Origin of the sequence: Hymenobacter sp. UYP22 (assembly GCF_040547285.1) — a bacterium.
GTDB lineage: Bacteria > Bacteroidota > Bacteroidia > Cytophagales > Hymenobacteraceae > Hymenobacter.
The window spans coordinates 17,224-39,849 of record NZ_JBEPPK010000006.1; the positions used below are offsets into that span (position 1 = coordinate 17,224).

Sequence of the window (22,626 nt, forward strand, 5' to 3'; positions counted from 1 at the left end):
GGGGTATCAAAACTGCTCTAATTGGGTGCGGCCTTCTTTTTCCAGCTGCCGCGTTAGGGCTTGTTGCTGCACCAAGTAGTCCTGCACGTAGCCAATGGCCTCCTGCACGGCATCTTGCACCAAATCATAGCTAGGCTGCAGCGGAAATTCTAATAAATCGGCCTCGTTCACTCGCACAGTGAGCAGGGTGCTGGTGGCCCGGAAGGGTTTTTCCCCAATAGTAATAGTATACTCCTGCACCTCGCTGGGGGCTTCCCATTGGCTATAGAACAGGTCGTAAAAATCACGGCCAGGCTTTGTAATGGATTGATCCACCACGAGGCCACTGATTTCCAAACCAGAAATGACTTTGCGCCGAGCCGACTGCAATGAGTCCAGCCGGAACAGCATTCGTAAGTTTTCCTCCAGCTTACGGCCCGATTCGGCACCGGCTTTGGCTTCTCGCGTTGGTGCCTGCGTGGCGGTTTTAGCAGGCGCATCAGCCCGCACGGGCCGTTTACGCTCGGCCTGGGCCAGCGCACCGGAATGGGTAAGCAAGCAGAGTACCAGGCAGCTTAGCCCCCACATCCAGGGCCGCCACCACAGTACTAACGGTAGCGGTGTTTTCTTACTGGTGTTGCGCTTAGAGGATGGACGCATAAGGCAATAGAGAGCAAGCAGCCACAAAATATGCGGCCAGTGGAGCTGATCAATAAGAGACAAGAAACCGTTTGTGATAAGCTCAAACAGTTTGACGGCATAAATGTAATTATTTGATAGAATAGTCCAAGAAAATCAAGACATATTTTTGAATATATTTTATATAAAACAGAATATTGTCGATACCAGCATACGCTCCTAGTAGTTGAATTGCATTAACATCCTGTCACTTACGAGTGACACGCAGTACCAAAAAGTCAAGGACAGCCTTTTGCAAAGCTGTCCTGCCATTGAAAGGAAGTTGAAGTGCTGTTACTCCCAGAGCGGATAATGCTCCAAATGCACTTCCTGGCCGAAGAAAATGCGGGTGCTTTCCTCGAAGGAGCGGGTAAAATCGGAGACGTAAAAATGATGGACTGGCGGATTGCTACTTGGTGCTGCCGCCAGTTGCTGGGCCTGTAAATACTGGTGGACGTGGGCGGCCACTACGTCGGAAGCATCCAGCACCTGAGTACGGCCCTGGTAGTATTCCGCAATCTGCTGCTTGATGAGGGGGTAATGCGTGCAGGCCAGCACCAAAGCTTCAACATTATCAAGTACCGAATTCGACAGGTAGGTTTCGATGACGTTACCAGCAATAGTATTGTCGAAGAAACCTTCCTCAATCATGGGCGCCAGCAGCGGAGTGGCTAAGCTGCGCAGTTCGACCCCCGCGTCCAAATCGTCGATTTTTTTGCGGTAGACGTTACTGTTCACGGTTTGCTTGGTACCAATGAGCCCGACGGTACGGCCCGCAAATTGCTGCCCAATGTGGGCCACAATGGGGTCGATGACATTGAGCACTCTGGCCTTGGAGCCCACGTATTCCCGCACTAGCTCGTAAGCCGCTGCCGAGGCCGAGTTGCAGGCAATCAGGATGATTTTGCACTGCTGCTTGAGCAGTAAGTCGCAGATTTTGACGCTGTAGGCCTGAATGGCGGCCGTGCTTTTATCACCGTAGGGCAAGTGGGCCGTGTCGCCGAAATACACCAGCCGCTCGTGGGGCAGCACGCGGTTTACGGCCCGGGCCACCGTGAGGCCGCCAATGCCGCTATCAAACACGCCAATGGGGCGAGTGGTCAGATCAGGAGAAGTAGATACCATAACGGCCCGAAGGTACAAGGTGAGAGACTATGCCTGCAGTCGCCCGTCGGCCGCGTAGCGCAGCTGCCCCAGCTCTACCAGCTCCCGCAGCAGCGCTGTAACCGACACCGCCTGGCCTGGGGCAAAGTGCGCTAGCACCTCCCGGGGTGTTTGGGATGTGGCCCGTACCAGCTGCAGCACCTGCTCCCGTAGCTCGGGGGCCGGGGTAGCTTGCTGACGGGCTTTTTTGCGGGCCAGGCACCAGTCGCAGACGTTACAAGCGGGGGCATCCAGCTCACCGAAATACTCCAGCAGCAACTGCTGACGGCAATGCCCCCCGGCCGCATACCGGATTACGGACTCAGTTTTGTGCACGGCCAAGTCGCGCTGCTGCTGCAGGCGTTTCTGCTCCAGCGGCAGCTTATCGGCGTCAAAGCGGGGTGTAGTAAAAAATGCCTGGGGCGAATCGTGGCGGGGCTGGTAGTGGATGATGCCCGAGCGGTGCAGGAACAGCAGCGTGCGGCGCAGCTCCACTACGCTTAGCCGCAGGTGCTGAGCCAGGCTATTCTCGGAAATCCGCTGGAAGCCGGCAAACAACTCGCCCCCATGAAACCGTAGCAGGCTTTTGATCAGCTTATCGTGCTGAGCGTTGGCGACCTGAAACCGGTACAGGTCGGTGTGGTCGATGGGGATATGCACGCGGGCGGGGTTATGCACGGCCTCATTCAGCTGCACAAACCCTTCCCGCTGCAGCATCCGCAGGCTGTTGTGGGCATCGAGGGCCCTAATCCGGTAGGTTTCGGCAAATTGTTGAATGTCGAAGTCGAAGGCCACCAACTCTCCGCCACCGGCCGCCGTGCGCGAAAAGTTGGCCAAAGCTTGGTACACGCGCCGCACAGTATCCAGGGGCGGGAAGCTCTGCTGGGTGCGGCGGCGCAGCTCATCGGCATCATTGGGGCCCTGCAGCACCACAGCAAAGGCATATTTCTCATCGCGCCCGGCCCGGCCGGCTTCCTGATAGTAGGCCTCCAGGTTATCAGGCGCGTCCAGGTGCACTACCAGGCGCACGTCGGGCTTATCAATGCCCATCCCGAAGGCGTTGGTGGCTACTATGCAGCGCGTGCGGTTCTGCATCCAGTCCTGCTGCACGCGGCTGCGCTGCTCCGAGGGCAGGCCGGCGTGGTAGGCGGCGGCGGCCACGCCCTGCTGTTGCAGGTAGGCGGCCGTATCCTCGGTCTGGCGGCGGGTGCGGGCGTACACAATGCTGGTTTTGCCGGCCCCTACTCCCCGCACCACTTCCTGCAGCCGCTTCAGCTTATCCTCGGTAGCCAGCACCGAATATGAGAGGTTGGGCCGGGCAAAGCTCTGCTGAAACACGTGGTGGGTGGGCCCGAACTGTAGCTTCTCCACGATATCCAGCCGTACCTGCTCGGTGGCCGTGGCCGTGAGGGCAATGCAGGGCACCCCCGGCAGCAGCTCCCGCAGGTCGGCAATGCGCAGGTAGGGCGGGCGGAAGTCGTAGCCCCATTGCGAGAGGCAGTGCGCTTCATCAATGGCCAGCAGGCTCACCTTCATCTTCACCACCCGAGCCCGGAACATATCCGTGAGCAGGCGCTCGGGGCTTACGTAAAGGAATTTTACCGGACCATACACGCAGTTGTCCAGGGTTTGGTCGATTTCCTGGTGACTCATGCCGGCGTACACGGCTTCGGCCTTGAGGCCCCGCTTGCGCAGGTTTTCCACCTGGTCCTTCATCAGGGCAATGAGCGGCGAAACCACTAGGCACAGTCCCGGCCGGGCCAAGGCTGGTACCTGGAAGCAGATGCTCTTGCCCCCGCCCGTGGGCAGCAGCGCCAACGTATCGTGCCCGGCCAGCACTGAGCGGATGATATCCTCCTGCAAAGGCCGAAACTGCGTGTGCCCCCAGGTTTGGCGCAGTACGTGCAGAATATCGTCGGTGGCGGGCAGCATAGCCCGCAAAAGTAACGCCGGAGTCCGCCTCCCTCCTACTATCCGGCCGCTTTTGGCAGGCGTGCAGGCAGCAGGTGAGCCGCGTTGCGCCGGATCAGCACGGTACCCAGCAGCATAGTGCCCGCCGTAGCCACTGCCACCGCCGGCCAAAACCGGCTCATGGGCAGCAGCCGGGTAAACGTCTCGGCCCAGAAAGCCGCGTACAGCCCCACCACCGACCAGCTCATGAAGTAGTAATGCCAGTGAATCCAGCCCTGGATACGCCGGCGGGCTAGTACCGGCACCATGCCCCCGCCCAATGACGCTAGGCTCACGAGAGCAAACCAGTGGAATACGCCAAAATGGCCCGTAACCCGGTAGATAAAGAAAGCCGTGGCGTTAACAACCAACATGGCCGCCACATACAAATAACCCACCCGCCTGTGCAAGGGGCCGCCTTTACGATTGAGCAGCACAACGGCGCCAGCGGCCATAGCCAACAGGGCGCTAAGCAGATGAACAAGGCCAACGGGAGAATGAAACATGGCAGCGGACTGGGGAAAGGATGTGCTGCTAAAGTCCGGGCTGCGTGGCTGGCTCGCAACCAGAAGTTACCCAGACGTCAGTAGCCCTACCCGAATCCGCGGAACCCGCTTCTGAACTGGCAATGGTGCTGTATAGGCCATACTCAAACCATCAGCCACAAAAAAAGCCCGCTACCAAATGGCAGCGGGCTTTCTTATAAGCGTTGCGAAAAGGACTAAGCTGCGGCAGCCGTACCGTTTTCCCGGTCATCAATTGCCTTCTTCAGCTTGGCAATTGCCTGAGTAGCTCGCTCTTCGTCCAAACGGTTAATGTTGAGCAACATCTTGGTCTTCTCGGGGCGCGTGATAAGCGGGTGGTTCAGCAGGCGAATGATTTCCTCCTTCTGCGAGGCTGACGCATAAGCAGGAGCCTCGGCAGCCACCGGCTCAGCGGCTACCGCCTTCATGGGCGCGGGCGCCTCGGCAGCCACTGCTACGGGAGCAGTGGATGGGGTTACCTGCATAGCCGGCTGCGCGGCGGGCGTGTTGCCACCGTACTCCATTTCCTCGGCCGGCGTGGGCTCGTAACCAGCCGCCCGAATAATCCAGGCCAGAATGTTACGGTAGGCTTTACCAATGGCCCGGGTCTGGGCCATGCTCATGATGGCAAACTCCTGGTAGAACTTCTTGCCCTGCTCCTTATTGGAGCAAATAGCAAAGCCCGCCCCTACCGTGTGGCCGCTACGCATGTCGAACAGCGTAACCTTGGCCTGATACTTAATTTCCTGCTCGTTAGAAACGTTGATGACATGGTCCACAATGGGCACAATGCCCAGGCGGGAGCCGGCATACTGCCAGCCTTCCACGTTCACAAACTCCTTGCCCTGCACCGTGGTGCTGAGCTTATTGTCCTTGATGAATTTGGCTAGGTCCGTCGCCAGTTGCAAAGTTTCATCGGAGCGCGAGATGTCGTAGCTCTCCACTTTGGTTTTACGAACCTGCTCTTTGGTGATTTTGGTTGCTTCGCTCATGGCGTCTTTCCGTTAGTGTCCTGTAGTACCGTATTTGTTTACGTGAATATAACGGCTACCCCTCCGAAAAGGTGCAAAAACCCTCTACTTTTTAAGCAAATTTTATCACTGATTATCAGATACTTGTAAACATTATTTCTAAAATAATTAGCCAAGTCTATCTTTTAGTTTTTCAGATCATCTTCCCATCTCATATTATCCAGTACCTAGCTGCTTATTTGCCCGAAAACAGAAAACCCGCTGCCTCGTTCCGGTAACGGGGCAGCGGGTTACCATACACGGCCCGGAGCAGTTCAGGCGCGTGGCCGGAGCACAAAAAAGCACCTGAGCGCGAGGCCCAGGTGCTCAAGTAAACCCAACAGGTTACGATTTGGTTCCTACGCAGTTAAGCGGCTTCTAGCCCTCCCAGATGTTACCGTCCTTCATGGTAATCTTGCGGTCGGCCATTTCGGCCAACTGGTCGTTGTGCGTTACAATGACGAAGGTTTGGCCCAGCTCCTTGCGCAGCAGAAAGAAAATCTGGTGCAATTCCTGAGCATTCTGGGAGTCTAGGTTGCCGCTGGGCTCGTCGGCGAAAATGATTTCCGGGGAATTGATGAGCGCCCGGGCTACGGCGGTGCGCTGCTGCTCGCCCCCGCTCATTTCGGAGGGCTTGTGGTCGGCGCGGCGCTCCAGGTTCAGCATCCCAAGCAATTCGCGGGCCCGTACGCGGGTTTCCTTCTCGGAGCGGCCCGCCAAGTAGGCCGGCAGGCACACGTTTTCGAGGGCCGTAAACTCGGGCAGTAGGTTATGAAACTGGAAGATGAAGCCGATGTGGCGGTTGCGAAACCGGGCCAGGTCAGACCGCCCCAGGGAGCTGACCGATTCCCCATCAAACAGCACTTCGCCCGAATCGGGGTTGTCCAGCGTGCCCAAAATGTGCAGCAGAGTACTCTTGCCAGCCCCCGACGACCCGACGATAGACACAATTTCCGATTTTTCAATCGTGAGGTCAATGCCTTTGAGGACTTCCAGCGTGTTGTATTTTTTGCGGACGTTGATGGCTTGCAGCAAAACGGACTAAAAGTAAAGTGGAGCCGGAGGATCGGAAGCAAATCTACGCAATGTAGCGCGTAGCGGGTACGGGCCCGGTGCATTTCCGTTCAGCGGCCAGTCAAACGTGTGTGGGGCTTGCGGCTGGCAAAATCAAATGGGCAACAACTATCAACTCTTTTCTGCCTACTTTCGCGCCTAGTTAACCACCCCGAAACCCCTCTTAACTGACTCTATGAACATTCACGAGTATCAGGGCAAAGAAATTCTGAAGCGCTACGGCGTGCGTGTGCAGGAAGGCATCGTGGCCGACACGGCCGAGGAAGCCGTGGAAGCTGCCAAAAAACTGACCGCAGAAACTGGCACCAGCTGGCACGTAATTAAGGCTCAGATCCACGCCGGCGGCCGTGGCAAAGGGGGCGGGGTGAAACTCGCCAAAAACCTGGAGCAGGTAAAAGAAATTGCCGGCCAGATCATTGGCATGCAGCTGGTAACTAAGCAAACCGGTGCTGAAGGCCGTAAGGTGCACAAAGTACTGGTAGCCCAGGACGTGTACTACCCCGGCGAGTCGGAAACCAAGGAATTCTACATGAGCGTGCTGCTGGACCGTACGTCCGGTAAGAACGTTATTATCTACACCACCGAGGGCGGCATGGACATTGAGGAGGTAGCCGAGGCGCACCCCGAGAAAATCCACCGCGAGCATGTAGACCCCCGCGTGGGCCTGCGCCCCTTCCAGGCCGCTAAAATTGCCTTCAACCTGGGCCTGAGCGGCGCAGCGCAGAAGGAGATGGTGAAGTTTGTGCAGGCCCTATACAAGGCCTACGACGAAACCGACTCGGCCATGTTTGAAATCAACCCCGTCCTGAAAACCTCGGACGACAAGATTCTGGCCGTAGACGCAAAAGTAACCCTTGACGAAAACGCCCTGTACCGCCACAAGGACTTTGTGGAGCTGCGCGACACCAACGAGGAAGACCCGCTGGAAGTAGAAGCCTCGGCCTCAAACCTGAACTATGTGAAGCTGGACGGCAACGTGGGCTGCATGGTGAACGGCGCTGGTCTGGCCATGGCTACCATGGACATCATTAAGCTGAGCGGTGGTGAGCCGGCCAACTTCCTCGACGTAGGGGGTGGAGCCAACGCCCAGACCGTAGAAGCTGGCTTCCGCATCATCCTGAAGGACCCGAATGTGAAGGCCATTCTCATCAACATCTTCGGTGGCATTGTGCGTTGCGACCGGGTGGCTAATGGCGTGGTGGAAGCCTACAAGAACATCGGTACCATCAATGTGCCCATCATTGTGCGCCTGCAAGGCACTAACGCCGAAGAAGGTGCCCGCATCATTGACGAGAGCGGCCTGAAGGTGTACTCGGCTGTGCTGCTGAAAGATGCGGCTCAGAAAGTAAAAGAAGTACTGGCGGAGCAAGGCATTTCGTAGGCTTTCCGCCCGAATACTGCTTACTTACCAAGCCCGCCCGGTTTTACCGGGCGGGCTTTTTGCTGCTCCGCCCTCAACCTCAGCTGGATAGCCTGCGTTAAGAGCAATTCATTTTCTTGAGCCTATGCATTCCAAGACGTTTACGCTGTTTCTGCTAGCCCTCGGGTGCCGCCTTACTGCCCTTGGGCAGTCGTCGTCGGAGTTGCTCAGTAGCCCCAATCTACCGTACCTGACTGCCGCTGACCCGGTGGCGTACCCGTTTCAGTTCAGCTCGCCCAACTCTGAGTACCTAACCAGGTTTCGGGAAATGTTTGGGTTACAAGAAGTAATTGCCCAGGAAACCACCGACCTGGGCCGGGCCCGGGCTTTGTGCCAGTGGGTGCACTTCCGGCTGGAGCACGATGGGCACAAACAGTTTAAGTCGCAGGACCCCTTTGCTATTCTCAAAGCGGCACAGGCAGGGCAGCAGGTACAGTGCGTGGAGTATGGCTTAGTTTTGGCCGCCGCCTTCAATGCGGTTGGCATCCCGGCCCGCCCGCTCTACCTGAAAGCAGCGGACGTACAAACGCGCGCCTCGGCAGCTGGCCACGCCTTGGCGGAAGCCTGGCTACCGGATGTGGGGAAATGGGTGATGGTAGATGCACAGGCCGACATTATTCCTATGCTGGGCAGTACCCCGCTAAATGCCGTGGAGCTGCAACAGGCCCTGGCTGCTGAGCGTGAAGATCTGACGGTACTGACTTCAACCAACTCCAAGGCCAAGTATTATTACAAGTGGGTTAACCAATACCTGTTTTACTTCGATACGGTGATGGATAACCGCTACGGAGTGAAGTCGGCCCGCACGGGATTGATGCTAGTGCCAACGCACGCACATAAGCCAGTGGTTTTTCAGCGCACTGAGGCCATCCACAACATTCGCTACACCAACTCGGCCGCTACATTCTACGCCCCTCCCACTACAACTGAGGTAATGACGGCAAAATCGGGCGGCGCTGTATCCCCTTAGCCAGCAACTGAGAGGCATAACCACCAAAGAGCAACGGCCGGCTACTCTCCAGTAGCCGGCCGTTGTTGTGACGCGGGAAGCAATCAGGTATTAGGCACCTTTTTCAGCAACTCCGGCGTTTTCTTCGGCTTGCACCGGAATTACTTCGCCCTGTACACGCAGCTCTACTTCCATGTTGCCGCGGGTACCTACTGAGTACGGACAAATTTTGTGGGCTTGGCGTACCATCTCAATGGTTTTATCCCGGTCAAATGCTTTCAGGTCTACGTCCAGTACGGCCGACAAACCATAGCCTTCACCTTCCTGGAAAAGCGCTACCGAGCATTTTACTTCCGTTTGGGGGTCAAGCCGGTCGCCGGCACGTTGGGCAATAACCAATAATGCTTGCTGAAAGCAGGAAGAATACCCTGCAGCAAACAACTCCTCAGGATTGGTAGCTCCTTTTTTTCCGCCCAGTCCTTCGGGCACCGACATATCCAGGTCGATGATGCCGGTGGTAGAACGAACGTGCCCGCTACGGCCTCCAATGGCAGTGGCTTCGGCGGTATACAAGGTTTTCTTTTCGGTGCTGGCCATAAAAACAGATTCAATGAAAGAACAGATGAGTATGCTAACTGTACTGATGCGCGGAAGGTTACTAAAATAGGGTGCAGGATTTTGCAGAAAAACGCTCATTACGTTTGGCAGCAGGTGGTTTTCTGCCTAGTTTTGCCACTCCTTACCGGGTCGCGTAGTACAACGGATAGTATGGGAGTCTCCGAAGCTCTTGATCTAGGTTCGATTCCTAGCGCGACCACTAAAAAGCCCTTTAACGATACGTTAAAGGGCTTTTTCTTTTTCTCCCTCCGCTTAATTGGCCTTTTTAAGGTAGGCAGCTGGCTCTCCCTGTGTTGTTGGAGCACTCCTGTCAGCTTGACTCACTCCCCTCTCATTGGGCGTGCAAGCGTTGCTGTAGCAAGGAAATGTATGGCCAGCCCGATCATTGACGCTATTGAAGGCTTCTCGGGGTAATATATGGGATATACACTGCTTCAAAGGATTGGAACAACACTCTGCCTTTTGTTGGCTGCAGGTTTACTCATCCGCTACAGCGGCTGGCACTCCGTCGTGCCAGTGAATGGTGAAGGTCGTTCCTTGCCCTACAGTACTCGCCACTTCCAGCCGCCCGCCTCGCCCGGCTATAATACGCTGCACCAGGTACAAACCTACGCCCGCTCCACCGATATGCGCATGCTGACGGGCAAAGGGTTGAAAAACCGGGGCAGGCTGTTCAGGCAGCACCATGCCCATACCATTATCCTGCACCACCAGTACAGGTTGGCCCTGCTCAGTTATAGCACTTTGTATCCGGATGTGCGGTAGCCGCTCGGGGTGGGCAAATTTGAGTGCGTTGCTGATTAAATTATGCAGCACTGACCGTAGATTGGCTCGACCGTAGTGTAGCTGCAATCCTGTGTCCACGTCCACATCTATGGTAGCCTGACTTTCCAGTACCTGCGTCCGCAACCCTAGAAGCACTTCTTCCAGCACTAGTGGCACATCCAGCTCTTCGGTCGGAGCTGACAGCCCCCGTTGGTCGCGCACGGTAGCGGCCAGCTCTTGCAACGTGGTATCCAGCTGTAAGAGGGCTTCGTCCAGCATTTGCAGCATAAAGGCTTCTTCCGGATCATGGAATGTGGCCGCCCGGCGCAGCTCATCGAACAGGCCGCGCAAATTGAGAACGGGTTGCTTTAGGTCGTGGGAGGCGGTATATACAAACGTGTCCAGGTCCCGGTTGGCCTGGGCTAGCTCGTTGTACTGAGTTTGCAGCACTTGGCGCAGCCGGTTTTGGTCGTCTACATCGGTACAAGCTCCAAACCAGCGCAGGCCCTGGCCATCATCTAGGCGCCGGGCCCGGATCAGGTGCCAGCGGTAGGCCCCGTCGTGCCGCCGCATACGCACAACTCCTTCGAAGGCTTCGCCGGAACTTACGCAGAACACCCAGCGTCGGGCCGTTTCGGCTTGCTCGGCGGGATGGAGCAGGTTGATCCAGCCAGTGGGGCCCAACTCGTCAGCCGTGAGGCCCGAATATTCGCTGATAAATTGGTTGTAGTAGTTCACCAGCCCCGTCTGCGAAGCTATCCAGATCAACTCTGGGATGCTGTCGGCCAGGAAACGCAGTTCCGCTTCCGCCTTGCGCAGCACCTCGGCCAGCTCCCGCTGGTCATGCACCTCCACCATGGCGCCGTGCCAGTAGGCGGGTTTGCCAAAGGCGTGGTTTTCGGGTACGGCCCGGCTCAGCATCCAGCGGTATTGCCCATCGTAGCGTCGCAGCCGACACTCATAGCTCCAGGCTGAGCCCGCAGCCCGGGCCACGTCCATCTGGTGCAGTACCCGCAGCCGGTCGTCGGGGTGAACAAGCAGGGGCCAGACGGCTGTAATATCGCAGGTAGTGGGCTGCCCGGTGAAGGTGTGCCACTGCGGACTTACGTATTCGTACTCCCCCTCGGGGCTCATGGTGAAACTAATCAGGGGGGCCGTTTCTGTAAGTACGCGCAGGCGAGCGTCCAGCCGCCGCGTTTCCACGGCCAGCTCGTGGCTGCGCTGCCGGGTGCGTTCCTGCTCCGTCACATCCACGGCAAACAAGAGCAGGCCCCGCACGGAGCCATCCTCGGCCGGGTCGGGCTCCAGGGTAATATCAAAGTAAGCCGCGGCGGTTGGGCCGTTGTCATCCGTGCCGGCCAGTAGCGGGCACGATTTAACCACGTACGGCTTCCCAGTATTATACACCTGCTGCATGACGCTGATCAACTCAGGCGGCCACATCTGCAAGGTTTCGCTAGCCCGGCGCCCTTCCAAGTTGTCCTGTTCAAGCAGGGCACGCATGGAATCATTGGCGAAATCGTAGCGGAGTTCCTCGCCAGTAAACGCGGCAATGGCGGCTGGTAAGCGCTGCAGTAAGTTATGGAACGATGGATCAGGCATGCACGGGAATACTGGCCGCGGTGGGAGTAGCGGCCAGAGAGGAAACAAGGTACAACAGGAAGCTCAACGTTGGCGCAAGCTCGACAGTAATAGCCTGAGTATGTAGGTTGGAATCAGCGTGTTTCTTCGGTTTCGGGTGAGCCATCAGCAGCGGCAGGAATGGGCCCGAGTACTGCCAACCGTACCAGGTCAACCAGAGTGGCATCGGCAATGCTCAGGCCGGTGGGCAATGGGGGCATCCGGTCAGGCAGCAGGAAACCTTCCAGCGCCTCAAAGCCTGCGGGCTCTAGAGGATGAAATGCCATGGCCCAGCCCGGGAAGCTACGCTCCGTAATCACCCGGTCTACCAGTTTAGTTACATCAGAATGGCGGCCATCCTGGGCGATGCGGTTGAACAGAACATCCGCGGCTTCCGCTTCACCCTCGAAAAGCTGGGCAATATGACCGTGACTATAGAACAGGATACCCGTAATTCCTTGGCGTTTGTTGTCGTGGCGGCACTGCGTAAGCAGTTCTTGCAGCTCCTGATCTGAAAGGGGGCGTACTGCCCGGCTCAGGTAAACAATGTGTTTCATGCAGTACATGGAAAAAAAGCAGAACAGATACGTACGCGAAAGTAGTGCAAGCGGATTGTCCGCTACTCGGCCAGCAGCCGCTGCCGCACCGTTTCCAGCAATAGAGCATCGGCGGCAGCCAGGGCGGGCAAGCTTAGTACTACCGACTCTAACTCCTGCATTCCTGCTTCGGCCGTGCCTGCATCCAAGCATTGAAACGCCATCGACCAATCGGCAAACGCCCGGGCCTGAATGGGTTTGTCGGCAATCTTGATCAGGTTGTTGTGGCGCGTATCGAATTGAAGGTGATGATAGAGGGCGTGTACCTCTTGCTTCTCCCCTTCAATGAGCTGCATGAAATGCTGCTTGCCGTAAAACAACACCCCGGTTAGCTCATGGTTGGCATTGTTGGCGCGGCATTCCCGGAGCAGTTCGCGCAGTTGGGGTGGCGTAAACGCAATGGTAGGTGTGCTCAGGTAAATGAGGTGGTGCAGGGGCATGAGGTAGATCTGGGGCTAAAAAGGCAAGCATGCGCAGCAGGAGCGCCCTCTGTTTACAAGAATCCTTACTGTTTAGGAAGTGTTAACAGTGGATATCTTGCGGCATGGAGCAGATGTTGACGGACGCGCAGTGGGCGCGGTTGGCGCCGTTGTTGCCGGGTCGGCCGGGCACCAGCGGGGGGCGGGGTCGGGACAACCGGCAGTTCGTGGAAGCCGTGCTGTGGCTGGCGCGCAATGGGGCGCGGTGGCGGGCCCTGCCCGCCGAGCGGGGCAACTGGCATACCACGTACACGCGTTTCCAGCGCTGGGCGGCCTCGGGCGTGTGGCAACGGGTGTTCGAAGCCGTGCAGGACGAGGCGGCGTTGCACACGCTGCTGGTCGATTCCACCACCGTGCGGGCGCACCAGCACGCCAGCGGGGCGCGCAAAAAAACGGGCCGCAAGCCCTCGGCCGCAGCCGTGGGGGACTGACCACCAAGCTGCACGTGGCGGCCGACGCCCGGGGACGCTTGCGCCGCTGCCGGCTCACGGCCGGTCAGCGACACGATGCGCCCCAAGCCCTGGCGCTGCTCACCGGGTTGGCCCCGGCCTGGCTCATCGCCGACCGCGGCTACGATTCCGACCCGCTGGTGGCCGAACTGGCCCGCCGCGGTACGCAAGCCGTGATTCCGCCCCGGCGCAAGCGCCGGCACCCCCGGGCCTATGACCCGCTCCGCTACGCCCAACGGCACCCTGTGGAACGGCTCTTCAGCCGCCTGAAGCAGTTTCGCCGCCTGGCCACGCGCTATGACAAACTCGATGCGCATTTTCTGGCTTTTATTCACCTCGCAGCAACCGTACTCTGGCTGCGCGACTGTTAACAGTTCCTAGTTTTCCCTTCTGGCCCAGACAATAAAACAGAACAGTACTACCCTTAGTGGTGATGGTACTACCCCACATTCTGCAACGCCTGAAAACAGACCTACTACTTCTACCAAAGGATTTTTTTAGGTTCAGCGGTGTAAGGGAGTGGCGTACGGCTCAGCTTATATCCTTTCTGGAAGCGCCAGCGTACAAGGCGGACATTTCTCTCACAGGGTACTCCACCCTCAATCCTCTTGTATCATGAAAAACTACCTGCTCTCCACCCTGGCCCTGGCGTTTACTCTCACTACCGGCTCGGCCGTGGCCCAGGGCAAAATGAAGTCGGACGACGAGAAAACAAAGGTCAAAGACGGCGAGATGAGCACTAAGACCAAGGTAGCCGATGACGGCAAAACCAAGGTGAAAGGCAAAGCCGACAACGGAGCCAAAATTAAAGCCACTACCAAGCCGCGTGAAGGCAAGGATATGAAGGGCATGACCATGAGCACCGGCAACGGGGTGATGGTAGGGGGCGCCATGATGACTCCGGACAAGGATATTGTGGATAACGCCGTGAACTCCACGGACCATACTACCTTGGTAGCTGCCGTGAAAGCCGCCGGACTGGTTGAGACGATGAAAGGTGCGGGCCCGTTCACCGTATTTGCGCCCACCAATGCCGCTTTTGAGAAACTGCCCGCCGGCACGGTTAACACCCTGGTGATGCCCGAAAACAAGCAGAAGCTCACTACCATCCTGACTTACCACGTGGTACCGGGCCGTTTGATGGCCGCCGACCTGCGCGACGGTCAGACCCTGACGACCGTGGAAGGCGAAACCCTGATGGTGCACCGCAACGGCAACGCAGTAATGCTGCACGATGCGAAGGGCGGTATGGCCAACGTGACCATTGCCGACGTAGTATCGAAGAACGGGGTAACCCACGTGGTAGATACCGTGCTGATGCCCACCCGCTAAGCTTTCTGCATTACCTGTTACAAAAAAGCCAGCCTTCCGGGCTGGCTTTTTTTGTGGCGGGGGCAGCTTACCGCCGCAAGTTCCGTCGGTGTAAGGGGTTCATATTACCTTTCTAATACGCAGGCAGCCGGGTAGCGCCCTGAGCGTCTGTGTATCCCAAAAGAATCCGACATTTGTTTTCCTCTTCTTCACACACGCACCTTCCCCCTTGCAGATGAAACACTTTTTCTCCTGGATGCTGGGAGCCACGCTGAGCTTGGGCTCGGTGGCGGCTTCCGCCCAAACCATGCCGGCTGCTCCACCTACCAGCTTGCAGGGCCAAAGCCTGAAAGACTGGCTGCGGCAAAACTGGTACGATGGTAAGCGCGTGGTATTGAGCTACAACGAGGCCCGCGGCAAGATGTACAATTTCATCGATAACCAGGATGGCCGCGTGGTGTGCGTGTACTCCGGCTACACCGAAACGGTACGGCTGGACTCCAGCAGCACCAGCACGGGCGTGGTAAACCGCATCAACTGCGAGCATACTGTGCCGCAGTCGTGGTTTAATGAGGTGGTTCGCATGCGCTCCGATATTCACCATCTGTTCCCGACCTACGATACCTGGAACTCAGACCGTGGCTCGGACCCGTTTGCGGAAATTCCGGATAACCAGACCCAGAAGTGGATGCGCGGCACCTCCAGCCAGAGCACCATCCCGACCAGCAACATTGACGAGTACAGCGAGGATACTAACTCGCAGTTTGAGCCCCGGGAAGACCACAAGGGCAACCTGGCCCGCGCCATTTTCTACTTCTACACCATGCACCAGGGCCAGACCTTTGATGCGGGCAAGGACGTAATTACGGCGGCGGCCAACCTGAACACCTTGTACCAGTGGCACCTGGCTGACCCAGTGGATGCGCGGGAAAAGGAGCGGAACCGCCGCACGGCTAAAAGCCAGGGTAACTTCAACCCTTACATTGCCTACCCCGATTTGGTAGCCCGGGCCTGGGGCTTCCAGGTATTGCCTACTTTCTCGTTTTCGGCCGCTACGGCCAGCATCACGGAAGGCAATACCGGTACCAGCACCTACACGGCTACCATTAACGTAACGCCCGCCCCTACCTCAGCCCTCACCGTCCAGGTAGCCCTGGATGCGGCCAACTCCACGGCTACCAGTGGCCAGGATTTCGCCTTCACCTCGCCCCAGACGCTGACGTTTGCCGCCGGTCAGACCTCCCAGACCGTGACGGTAACCGTGAATGGTGACACCCAGCCCGAGGCCGATGAAACCGTGGTGCTCACGCTGAGCAGCCCTTCTGCGGGCGGCGCGGTGGGCGGCCCGGCCACGCAGGAGCTGACTATTACCAACGATGACGGCGCGGCTCCCACTATCAAGTTTGCTTCGGCCAGTGGCAGCATCACGGAAAGCAACACGGGCACTAGCACCTACACCGTAAACGTAACGCTGAGCGGCAGCGCCCCTACGGCGGCCGTAACCGTTCCAGTAACGGTGAGCACCAGCGGCACTACTGCTACCACGCCCGCCGACTACACCCTGAGCACTACTTCTCTCACTTTTGCAGCTGGCCAAGCCTCCCAGTCGTTCCCCGTTACGGTAACGGTAGTGGGTGATACGCAACCGGAGCCCAACGAAACTGTGCGCCTGGTGCTGGGTGCTCCTACCACGGGCGGCGCGGTGCTGGGTACGCCCTCGGCCCACGTCCTCACCATCACCAACGATGACCAGGCTCCGGCCGGCTCCCCCTGCACCGATTTGTTCTTCTCCGAATACGTGGAAGGCAACAGCAGCAACACCAAGGTGGTGGAAATTTACAACCCCTCGCCGGCGCCCATTAGCCTGACAGGTATTGAGCTGCGCCTGTTTGCCAACGGCGCTACCTCGCCCACCACCATTCAGGCCCTTACCGGCACTATTGCCCCCGGCGACGTGTACGTAATTGCCAACACCGGCGTAGCCTCACCGGTAGTAGCCGCCCAGACTGATTTGCAGTCGAACGTAGGGTTCTTCAATGGCGACGACGCGCTGCTGCTCCTGGATGGCACCGACACGCTGGACATTATTGGGGTGATTGGCCAGCAGCCGACCGGTGGCTGGCAGGTGTCTGGTGGCACTACTACCAATGCTACGCTAGTGCGCAAAGTCACGGTGAATGCCGGCCAGAAGCGCTGGAGTGCTGCCACCAGCGAGTGGGAGTTTGTGGGTACCGATGTGTACAACCGCGTGGGCAGCCACACCAGCGGCTGCATTACCACGGCGGCCACCAAGGCGGCGGCTATGAACTTCGGAATTGAGGTGTTCCCAAACCCAGCTGCTGGCAGCGTGCAAGTGCGCCTCCCCGAGCTGCGGGGCCGCCACGAAGCTGCCATTAGCCTCTACAATGCCCTGGGCCAGGAAGTATTGCATCGCACCCAGACCGTTTCGGCTGCCGAGGCCGCTGCAGTTCCCGTGCACACGCTCAGCAATGGCCTGTACACGGTACGGGTTACCGTGGATGGTATTCGTTACAGCAGCCGCGTAGCAGTACAGCACTAGTTGCACGGCTACCCGCCGCAGTAGCGCCACCGCTACTGGGCGCTGAATGCCCCGGCTCCTGCCCAGGAGCCGGGGCATTTTTTGGGACTACAACTTTCAAGATACAGGCGGGGGCAGCTAACTATTTCCGCGTGGTTAATCATCTCCCTGCCACTGCTCACTCAACCATGCTGAACTGCTGCGCTTTGAGTCTGCTAGTGCGGGTGGACAGTAAGCAGAAAGACCGTCGTGTTGAGCGAGGCGGAGCGTCGTCGAAGCATCTCTACCGCATCGTTGTTCGATAGAGATGCTTCAGCAGGCTCAGCAGGACGGTCTTCGTAGCATCAAAATGTCTTTGGGAGTTACTGTCCACAGACTTAGTGTGGGCGCTGCTGCCAGGCCAAGCCTAGCAGCAAACTACAGCAGGCAGCGGCGGCACACGCAGGCCAGCAAGCAGTGCGTCTTTTCCCGGTTGAAGTGGCAGCAACGTAAACGGGCCCGCATTGCAGTGCGGTCCCGTTTGTGCGTGCGGAAGCGGATTCAGTCACTTAGGATACCGAATAATATATAGTGTATTTAATATTCTGGAGTGGTGAGCACCGGAATGCGGCTGTGCGCCAATAAGCCGGCCGTCACGCTGCGCAAAAAATGCGCCCCCGCGTACATGCGCTGCCGCGTCACGAAAGCCAGCAAATCGGCTTGGTGGCGCGTAGCCGCGTGACGGATACCTTCCTCGACGGAAGAGTGGCGGGTAGAGGTAACCGTGTGCGCCACGCCTTCCAGCAGGCCCGTTTGCTGTATCCGGGTGGCTACATCTTCCAGTTCCGGCGCGGCCGAGGACGTGTACACGTGCAGCCCTACCACCGAGGGTATACTGTGGTGCAATAACGTGTCCACGTCGCCGGGCAGGTGACCGAGGGCGAGTGGCTGATGCGAGGTAGTAAGTTGAGCCAGCAGGCCAGGAATGGTGGCCGCCGCCGCCGGCAGCCGCACAGCGCGCCGGTCAGTATCCAGCACAATTCGGCGCGGTACCTTGTCGGCCCGATACGTAACCGGCACCACCAGCAGCGGCTGCACTAGCTGCCGCACCAAGTGCAGCGCCGTGCTGGTTTCGGCGTTTTTCATGCTTTTAGCCGGGTCAGAATTCCCGACTACCACTATCTGGCCTAGGCCCTTACCCACTGCTGCCGACAGGTGCCGGGTGGGCTCCGAAGTAAGTAGAGTAGCTGTGCAAGGTACCCACGCGCTTACCTTTTCTACTTGATCTGCCAGCAAATCCTGCAGGCGCTCCACTGACCATTGCTGACTCAGCACACTAAATACAGGCGCCTCGCCGCAGCCAGGTTCAGGGCGTATGTGCCATATCCGTACCGTGCCCCCCACATGGCGGGCCAGAAGGGCCGCGTAGTGCAAGGCGTTGGCCGCTGCCGCCGAAAAATCGGTAAGGACGTGGAAAGTAAGCATAGCTCTACCCAAAGTGTACCAACCGAATAGTAGTTGATATCAGTTTTGGAAAGGTACCGGTTTAGCCCACGCAGAAAATTAAGATATTATTAAAAATCAGGCAGATGCCGCATTTACTGTTCAGCTACCCGAATCGGCGCTCCGCAGGTCATGATACTCCGGGTGGTTCTCCACAAACTCCTCCATATAGGGGCAGCTGGTTATTACCTGTAGCTTGTGGCTGCGGGCATACTCCAGCCCGGCCCGCGCCAGCTCTTCTGCCACACCCTGCCCCCGTAGCGGCTTATCAACATAGGTATGGCTAAAATCGATGAGGTGAGGCGCGGGCAGGCTGTAGGCCAGCTCGGCAGAGTGGCCTTCTTTCTCGATAGTAAACTCCTGGTTTTTGGGATGATGAGCAACCTGTGCGGCCATGATGAGCAAGAAATCTGGGACGGATGAAATACGGGCTTTCGCCATTTGCCGGGAGTTTACGTATGAAGCACCAGAAGCGGCCACTCTCCCGGCTGCTCAGCTTCTACTTACTCTCCTACCCCTCCTTACTGTATGCAAACCACACCCGATAACCTCAACCCCGACAACACCCCCGCCAACCACCCTAATGGCACCCCGCAATACGGTGATTTTGGCACTGTTTCGTCCGCAGAAGCCCGCCAGCAAGCGGAAGATGAACACAGTGTAACGCAAGGCGGCCGCGTGGCCCCGCCGGTAGCCTTTCCTGAGCAGCGCGGCAGCACTCCCCAAAACGTTGACCCCGCCGCAGTGCGTCAGGTAGAAGATGCTGAGTACACTGAGCAGCGCGAGGGCTGGGCCGCCGATGACCCACGCTACGCTGGTGGCACCCGCAACTGGGCCACCAATGAGCCCGCCAACCAGACCACTGCCCCCGCGGCAGAGGACGAGAATCACCCCAAAAACCCCAATGTGGGCACCAACGACAACCCCGACGAGTTCAGTGCCCTGCGCCCGGACGAAGGCCGTGGGATTCCCGGTTCGGGTAAATAGTCGGCTCCTGGCCTTTGTTTTCTCCCCTTATTCTTTCTGACCTCTACTATGGCCACTGATAATAAAAACCAGGACCCCGCCGCTGCCCTCAACCCCAACTCAGGCGCTAACCTGAGCGAAGAGCAGCGCAAGCACCGCGAAGAGTTATACGGTTACAAGCGCGACGAGGAAGGTACCTTAGATACCTCTGCCCGCCTGGAACAAGAAACAGTTGGCATACCCACGGATAGCGCCACTACCGGCCCGGACCCTGACAACTCCAGCATGACGGACGAATTGATGAACCCGGGTTTTAACAACCCCATCGACGATAATAACCGCTAGGCCTAGCTGCTATTCATAGTTCAAACAGCCATTCTACATGCGTAGAATGGCTGTTTTATTGTAGTCTGGTGTAGTATTCCGTTGCACTAATAGCTACATATTCAATAATGCCGTATGTTTACGTCATACTTCATTATACCTATGACCTACGCCAAGCTTTCCGGATTTACTGAGGAGCAGCAACAGTTGTCCCGTTTGGCCAAAGCCCTGGCGCATCCGGCCAGGGTGGCTATTGTTCAGCTATTGGCCAGCAAAACCACCTGCATATCCGGAGATATTGCGGCCGAGTTACCGTTGTCCCGCACTACCGTTTCCCAGCATTTACAGGAGTTGAAGGCTCTGGACCTCATCAGGGGCGACATTGATGGCCTGACGGTGTGCTACTGCCTGAATACGGAACTCTGGGCGCAGGCTCAGTCTATGTTTGCGGCCTTTTTTGCGCAGGCTACTACCACCACTGCTTGCGGCCCCGCTGCCCCCTGCGGGTGCTGAGCCGACTCTTTTCCACCACTTTACTTTTTCTGTCATGAGCACTTTTCCCCGCATGCACGTGTCGCTGTACGTTTCGGATCTGGCGGCTACCGTGAACTTTTATACGGCATTTTTCGGGCAGCCTGCCGCTAAAATTAAGCCGGGCTACGCTAAGTACGTGTTGGATGAACCGTCTCTGATTATCTCCTTCGTACAAAACCCGGAGCGGGTACACAGCAACTTTGGTCACTTAGGTTTTCAGGTAGAAACGCTGATGCAGTTGGAAGCCCGCCTGGCCGCCGCCCAACGGGCGGGCCTGGTACAGCGCCAGGAAATGGGAACCAGCTGCTGCTATGCCAAGCAGGATAAATTCTGGGTAACCGACCCCGATGGTACGGAGTGGGAAGTGTACTACTTCCACGAGGATGCCGAATTCAACGACCCACGCTACCAGCAGGAGTACGACCAAGCTGCTGACAGCAGCCAGTGCTGTATTGCCCCGGCCGTAGCAACTGAAACGGTACCCACTATGGCGCCTATGGCTTTCACGCTGGTTGATACGGGCACGGCGGCTGGCTCGGCCTGCACACCGGGCGGAGGCTGTTGCTAGTTGCCGGCGTGCGTTCTTCCAGAATAGAGTAGCCTCTTTTTGTCTAATGACTTCTTTTGCGAACCACTCATCCTCAGCACCACCTATAACTACCAGGGCCCAAAAGAAGCTCTCCAGTCTTGACCGGGGGCTGACCATCTGGATACTGCTGGCAATGCTGCTGGGCGTGGCGCTGGGGTACTGGGTGCCCGGCATGGAGGGGGCGGTCAACTACTTTTCGGTGGGCACCGTGAATGTGCCGCTGGCCTTGGGCCTCATTCTGATGATGTACCCGCCCCTGGCGAAAGTCAACTATGCGCAGCTGCCGCAGGTGTTCCGCAACGTCCGCATCGTGGGGCTGTCGTTGGTGCTGAACTGGATAATTGGGCCGCTGCTGATGTTTTTGTTGGCTGTGTGGCTCCTGCCCGACAAACCGGAATACATGGTGGGTCTGATTTTGATTGGTATTGCCCGCTGCATTGCCATGGTGCTGGTGTGGAACGACCTAGCCGATGGCAGCCGGGAGTACGCGGCTGGGTTGGTGGCGCTCAACGCCTTGTTTCAGGTGCTGTTTTATCCGGTGCTGGCGTGGCTGTTTATAACTGTGCTACCGCCCTATTTTGGGCTGCCGGGCACAGCCGTAGCCATCGGCATCGGGGATATTGCTCAGAGCGTGCTGGTGTACTTGGGCATTCCCTTGGCCGCCGGGTTCCTTTCCCGCTACATTCTGCGGCGTCTCAAAGGCGCAACCTGGTACGATACGGTGTTTATTCCGGCCATCGGCCCTGTTACCCTGGTTGCCCTGCTGCTTACTATTGTGGTTATGTTCAGCCTGAAAGGGCAAACTATTGTGCGCCTGCCGCTGGATGTGTTGCGGGTGGCCGTGCCGCTGGCTATTTATTTCGGGGTGATGTTCGTGCTCAGCTTTGCGGCGGGCAAGTGGCTGGGCGCCAGTTACGCGGAGAATACCAGCATTGCCTTCACGGCCACGGGCAACAATTTCGAGCTGGCCATTGCCGTAGCCATCGGGGTGTTTGGCCTTAGCTCGGGGCAGGCATTTGCGGGCGTCATTGGCCCCCTCATCGAAGTGCCCGCCCTGATTGCTCTGGTAAACCTGGCCTTCTGGTTTCGGCGGCGCTGGTATCCGGCTTCCTGAGTGCTTACTTTTTTTCCTTAACACACTCCCCATACTTTCATTATTACATGAACATTCTGGTTTTGTGTACCGGCAACTCCTGCCGCAGCCAGATGCTGCACGGCTACCTCCAACAGTTTCTGCCCACGGCGCGGGTATACTCGGCCGGGGTGGAAACGCACGGCCTGAACCCACGGGCGGTTCAGGTTATGGCCGAAGATGGGGTAGATATCAGTTGGCACACCTCCAACCTGGCCACCGAGTACGCGGCCGTCCCGTTCGATTACGTGCTGACGGTGTGCGACCATGCCCGTGAAACCTGCCCTATTTTGCCCGGCGCAGCCACCGCCCAGCAGTTGCACCACAGTTTCCCGGACCCTGCTCAGGCCACTGGGTCAGAGCAAGAAGTAATAACGGCCTTTCGAGAAACGCGCAGCCAGATCAAGATTTACGCTCAGGAATTTGCACGGACCCGGTAGTCAGTAACGTGTAGCCATTCGGTTCGACCTGTTGAGTTGCAAGGCCAAAGTTGAG

22 protein-coding genes, 1 tRNA gene and 1 pseudogene are annotated in these 22,626 nt (G+C 57.7%); 12 read left to right on the top strand and 12 right to left on the bottom strand.

The window, feature by feature from the left end; translation table 11 throughout:
- Positions 1-6 precede the first annotated feature (6 nt).
- The 6 genes from ABIB60_RS11770 to ABIB60_RS11795 form a co-directional block, all read right to left on the bottom strand.
- The gene (locus tag ABIB60_RS11770; protein WP_354580088.1) at positions 7-639 is read right to left on the bottom strand and encodes a CsgE family curli-type amyloid fiber assembly protein; all 633 of its coding nucleotides are present in this window, start codon (positions 637-639) and stop codon (positions 7-9) included.
- A 312-nt stretch (positions 640-951) separates the two neighbouring features.
- Positions 952-1,782, bottom strand: a complete 831-nt coding sequence (gene murI / locus ABIB60_RS11775) for a glutamate racemase (RefSeq protein ID WP_354580089.1) — start codon at positions 1,780-1,782, stop codon at positions 952-954.
- A 27-nt stretch (positions 1,783-1,809) separates the two neighbouring features.
- On the bottom strand, positions 1,810-3,732 hold the full coding sequence (locus tag ABIB60_RS11780) for a RecQ family ATP-dependent DNA helicase (protein WP_354580091.1): 1,923 nt from the start codon (positions 3,730-3,732) through the stop codon (positions 1,810-1,812).
- Positions 3,733-3,770: 38 nt separating this feature from the next.
- On the bottom strand, positions 3,771-4,256 hold the full coding sequence (locus tag ABIB60_RS11785) for a DUF2306 domain-containing protein (protein WP_354580092.1): 486 nt from the start codon (positions 4,254-4,256) through the stop codon (positions 3,771-3,773).
- A 215-nt stretch (positions 4,257-4,471) separates the two neighbouring features.
- Positions 4,472-5,266 (bottom strand): hypothetical protein, encoded by a 795-nt coding sequence (locus ABIB60_RS11790; protein WP_354580094.1) that lies wholly within the window; start codon positions 5,264-5,266, stop codon positions 4,472-4,474.
- A 396-nt stretch (positions 5,267-5,662) separates the two neighbouring features.
- On the bottom strand, positions 5,663-6,319 hold the full coding sequence (locus tag ABIB60_RS11795; protein ID WP_110979954.1) for an ABC transporter ATP-binding protein: 657 nt from the start codon (positions 6,317-6,319) through the stop codon (positions 5,663-5,665).
- A 214-nt stretch (positions 6,320-6,533) separates the two neighbouring features.
- Here ABIB60_RS11795 and sucC point away from each other — a divergent pair, with 214 nt between their 5' ends.
- Both sucC and ABIB60_RS11805 read left to right on the top strand, forming a co-directional pair.
- Positions 6,534-7,739 carry an ADP-forming succinate--CoA ligase subunit beta gene (gene sucC, locus ABIB60_RS11800; RefSeq protein WP_315998889.1) on the top strand — a complete coding sequence of 402 codons (1,206 nt, stop codon included), beginning with the start codon at positions 6,534-6,536 and terminating at the stop codon, positions 7,737-7,739.
- Between the two features lie 124 nt (positions 7,740-7,863).
- Positions 7,864-8,748, top strand: a complete 885-nt coding sequence (locus ABIB60_RS11805) for a transglutaminase-like domain-containing protein (protein ID WP_354580097.1) — start codon at positions 7,864-7,866, stop codon at positions 8,746-8,748.
- Between the two features lie 90 nt (positions 8,749-8,838).
- Here the strand turns inward: ABIB60_RS11805 and ABIB60_RS11810 are convergent, their stop codons facing one another.
- Complete coding sequence (locus ABIB60_RS11810; RefSeq protein ID WP_354580099.1) at positions 8,839-9,324, bottom strand: organic hydroperoxide resistance protein; 486 nt, start codon at positions 9,322-9,324, stop codon at positions 8,839-8,841.
- A 148-nt stretch (positions 9,325-9,472) separates the two neighbouring features.
- Between ABIB60_RS11810 and ABIB60_RS11815 the strand changes: the two genes are divergently transcribed.
- Positions 9,473-9,544 (top strand) — tRNA-Arg (locus tag ABIB60_RS11815).
- Between the two features lie 278 nt (positions 9,545-9,822).
- On the opposite strand, the gene ABIB60_RS11820 is transcribed toward ABIB60_RS11815, so the two are convergent.
- From ABIB60_RS11820 to ABIB60_RS11830, 3 genes are all read right to left on the bottom strand, one after another.
- The gene (locus ABIB60_RS11820; RefSeq protein WP_354580101.1) at positions 9,823-11,712 is read right to left on the bottom strand and encodes a PAS domain-containing sensor histidine kinase; all 1,890 of its coding nucleotides are present in this window, start codon (positions 11,710-11,712) and stop codon (positions 9,823-9,825) included.
- 113 nt (positions 11,713-11,825) lie between these two features.
- Positions 11,826-12,287 carry a BLUF domain-containing protein gene (locus tag ABIB60_RS11825; protein ID WP_354580103.1) on the bottom strand — a complete coding sequence of 154 codons (462 nt, stop codon included), beginning with the start codon at positions 12,285-12,287 and terminating at the stop codon, positions 11,826-11,828.
- Positions 12,288-12,349: 62 nt separating this feature from the next.
- Positions 12,350-12,766, bottom strand: coding sequence for a BLUF domain-containing protein (locus ABIB60_RS11830; protein ID WP_354580105.1), 417 nt, complete (start codon positions 12,764-12,766; stop codon positions 12,350-12,352).
- A gap of 113 nt (positions 12,767-12,879) precedes the next feature.
- Here ABIB60_RS11830 and ABIB60_RS11835 point away from each other — a divergent pair.
- The 3 genes and pseudogenes from ABIB60_RS11835 (at position 12,880) to ABIB60_RS11845 (ending at position 17,125) form a co-directional block, all read left to right on the top strand.
- Positions 12,880-13,625, top strand: a pseudogene (locus tag ABIB60_RS11835) (IS5 family transposase).
- Positions 13,626-14,094: 469 nt separating this feature from the next.
- Positions 14,095-14,586, top strand: coding sequence for a fasciclin domain-containing protein (locus ABIB60_RS11840; RefSeq protein WP_315998918.1), 492 nt, complete (start codon positions 14,095-14,097; stop codon positions 14,584-14,586).
- Between the two features lie 214 nt (positions 14,587-14,800).
- A complete protein-coding gene (locus ABIB60_RS11845; RefSeq protein WP_354580107.1) occupies positions 14,801-17,125 on the top strand; it encodes an endonuclease in 2,325 nt (774 codons plus the stop codon).
- A gap of 555 nt (positions 17,126-17,680) precedes the next feature.
- Here the strand turns inward: ABIB60_RS11845 and ABIB60_RS11850 are convergent.
- Both ABIB60_RS11850 and ABIB60_RS11855 read right to left on the bottom strand, forming a co-directional pair.
- Positions 17,681-18,568: a universal stress protein gene (locus ABIB60_RS11850; protein ID WP_354580109.1), complete on the bottom strand. Its 888-nt coding sequence runs from the start codon at positions 18,566-18,568 to the stop codon at positions 17,681-17,683.
- A gap of 120 nt (positions 18,569-18,688) precedes the next feature.
- Positions 18,689-18,982: a GNAT family N-acetyltransferase gene (locus ABIB60_RS11855; RefSeq protein WP_354580111.1), complete on the bottom strand. Its 294-nt coding sequence runs from the start codon at positions 18,980-18,982 to the stop codon at positions 18,689-18,691.
- A gap of 132 nt (positions 18,983-19,114) precedes the next feature.
- Here ABIB60_RS11855 and ABIB60_RS11860 point away from each other — a divergent pair, with 132 nt between their 5' ends.
- The 6 genes from ABIB60_RS11860 to ABIB60_RS11885 all read left to right on the top strand — a co-directional run bounded on the left by ABIB60_RS11860 (position 19,115) and on the right by ABIB60_RS11885 (position 22,571).
- The gene (locus ABIB60_RS11860) at positions 19,115-19,573 is read left to right on the top strand and encodes a hypothetical protein (protein WP_315998881.1); all 459 of its coding nucleotides are present in this window, start codon (positions 19,115-19,117) and stop codon (positions 19,571-19,573) included.
- A gap of 48 nt (positions 19,574-19,621) precedes the next feature.
- Entirely contained in the window at positions 19,622-19,897 is a 276-nt protein-coding gene (locus ABIB60_RS11865) for a hypothetical protein (protein ID WP_354580112.1), read from the top strand.
- A 141-nt stretch (positions 19,898-20,038) separates the two neighbouring features.
- The gene (locus ABIB60_RS11870) at positions 20,039-20,389 is read left to right on the top strand and encodes an ArsR/SmtB family transcription factor (protein WP_354580114.1); all 351 of its coding nucleotides are present in this window, start codon (positions 20,039-20,041) and stop codon (positions 20,387-20,389) included.
- A 34-nt stretch (positions 20,390-20,423) separates the two neighbouring features.
- Positions 20,424-20,978 (top strand): ArsI/CadI family heavy metal resistance metalloenzyme, encoded by a 555-nt coding sequence (locus ABIB60_RS11875; protein ID WP_354580115.1) that lies wholly within the window; start codon positions 20,424-20,426, stop codon positions 20,976-20,978.
- A 46-nt stretch (positions 20,979-21,024) separates the two neighbouring features.
- Positions 21,025-22,113, top strand: coding sequence for an ACR3 family arsenite efflux transporter (arsB, locus tag ABIB60_RS11880; protein ID WP_354580117.1), 1,089 nt, complete (start codon positions 21,025-21,027; stop codon positions 22,111-22,113).
- A gap of 47 nt (positions 22,114-22,160) precedes the next feature.
- The gene (locus tag ABIB60_RS11885) at positions 22,161-22,571 is read left to right on the top strand and encodes an arsenate reductase ArsC (protein WP_354580118.1); all 411 of its coding nucleotides are present in this window, start codon (positions 22,161-22,163) and stop codon (positions 22,569-22,571) included.
- Positions 22,572-22,626: the final 55 nt, after the last annotated feature.

What these genes read in the sequence shown, in the direction of transcription:
- ABIB60_RS11770 (WP_354580088.1), bottom strand. Translation starts at nt 639, where the DNA reads ATGCGTCCATCCTCTAAGCGCAACACCAGTAAGAAAACACCGCTACCG.
- murI (WP_354580089.1), bottom strand. Translation starts at nt 1,782, where the DNA reads ATGGTATCTACTTCTCCTGATCTGACCACTCGCCCCATTGGCGTGTTT.
- ABIB60_RS11780 (WP_354580091.1), bottom strand. Translation starts at nt 3,732, where the DNA reads ATGCTGCCCGCCACCGACGATATTCTGCACGTACTGCGCCAAACCTGG.
- ABIB60_RS11785 (WP_354580092.1), bottom strand. Translation starts at nt 4,256, where the DNA reads ATGTTTCATTCTCCCGTTGGCCTTGTTCATCTGCTTAGCGCCCTGTTG.
- ABIB60_RS11790 (WP_354580094.1), bottom strand. Translation starts at nt 5,266, where the DNA reads ATGAGCGAAGCAACCAAAATCACCAAAGAGCAGGTTCGTAAAACCAAA.
- sucC (WP_315998889.1), top strand. Translation starts at nt 6,534, where the DNA reads ATGAACATTCACGAGTATCAGGGCAAAGAAATTCTGAAGCGCTACGGC.
- ABIB60_RS11805 (WP_354580097.1), top strand. Translation starts at nt 7,864, where the DNA reads ATGCATTCCAAGACGTTTACGCTGTTTCTGCTAGCCCTCGGGTGCCGC.
- ABIB60_RS11810 (WP_354580099.1), bottom strand. Translation starts at nt 9,324, where the DNA reads ATGGCCAGCACCGAAAAGAAAACCTTGTATACCGCCGAAGCCACTGCC.
- ABIB60_RS11820 (WP_354580101.1), bottom strand. Translation starts at nt 11,712, where the DNA reads ATGCCTGATCCATCGTTCCATAACTTACTGCAGCGCTTACCAGCCGCC.
- ABIB60_RS11825 (WP_354580103.1), bottom strand. Translation starts at nt 12,287, where the DNA reads ATGAAACACATTGTTTACCTGAGCCGGGCAGTACGCCCCCTTTCAGAT.
- ABIB60_RS11830 (WP_354580105.1), bottom strand. Translation starts at nt 12,766, where the DNA reads ATGCCCCTGCACCACCTCATTTACCTGAGCACACCTACCATTGCGTTT.
- ABIB60_RS11840 (WP_315998918.1), top strand. Translation starts at nt 14,095, where the DNA reads ATGAAGGGCATGACCATGAGCACCGGCAACGGGGTGATGGTAGGGGGC.
- ABIB60_RS11845 (WP_354580107.1), top strand. Translation starts at nt 14,801, where the DNA reads ATGAAACACTTTTTCTCCTGGATGCTGGGAGCCACGCTGAGCTTGGGC.
- ABIB60_RS11850 (WP_354580109.1), bottom strand. Translation starts at nt 18,568, where the DNA reads ATGCTTACTTTCCACGTCCTTACCGATTTTTCGGCGGCAGCGGCCAAC.
- ABIB60_RS11855 (WP_354580111.1), bottom strand. Translation starts at nt 18,982, where the DNA reads ATGGCCGCACAGGTTGCTCATCATCCCAAAAACCAGGAGTTTACTATC.
- ABIB60_RS11860 (WP_315998881.1), top strand. Translation starts at nt 19,115, where the DNA reads ATGCAAACCACACCCGATAACCTCAACCCCGACAACACCCCCGCCAAC.
- ABIB60_RS11865 (WP_354580112.1), top strand. Translation starts at nt 19,622, where the DNA reads ATGGCCACTGATAATAAAAACCAGGACCCCGCCGCTGCCCTCAACCCC.
- ABIB60_RS11870 (WP_354580114.1), top strand. Translation starts at nt 20,039, where the DNA reads ATGACCTACGCCAAGCTTTCCGGATTTACTGAGGAGCAGCAACAGTTG.
- ABIB60_RS11875 (WP_354580115.1), top strand. Translation starts at nt 20,424, where the DNA reads ATGAGCACTTTTCCCCGCATGCACGTGTCGCTGTACGTTTCGGATCTG.
- arsB (WP_354580117.1), top strand. Translation starts at nt 21,025, where the DNA reads ATGACTTCTTTTGCGAACCACTCATCCTCAGCACCACCTATAACTACC.
- ABIB60_RS11885 (WP_354580118.1), top strand. Translation starts at nt 22,161, where the DNA reads ATGAACATTCTGGTTTTGTGTACCGGCAACTCCTGCCGCAGCCAGATG.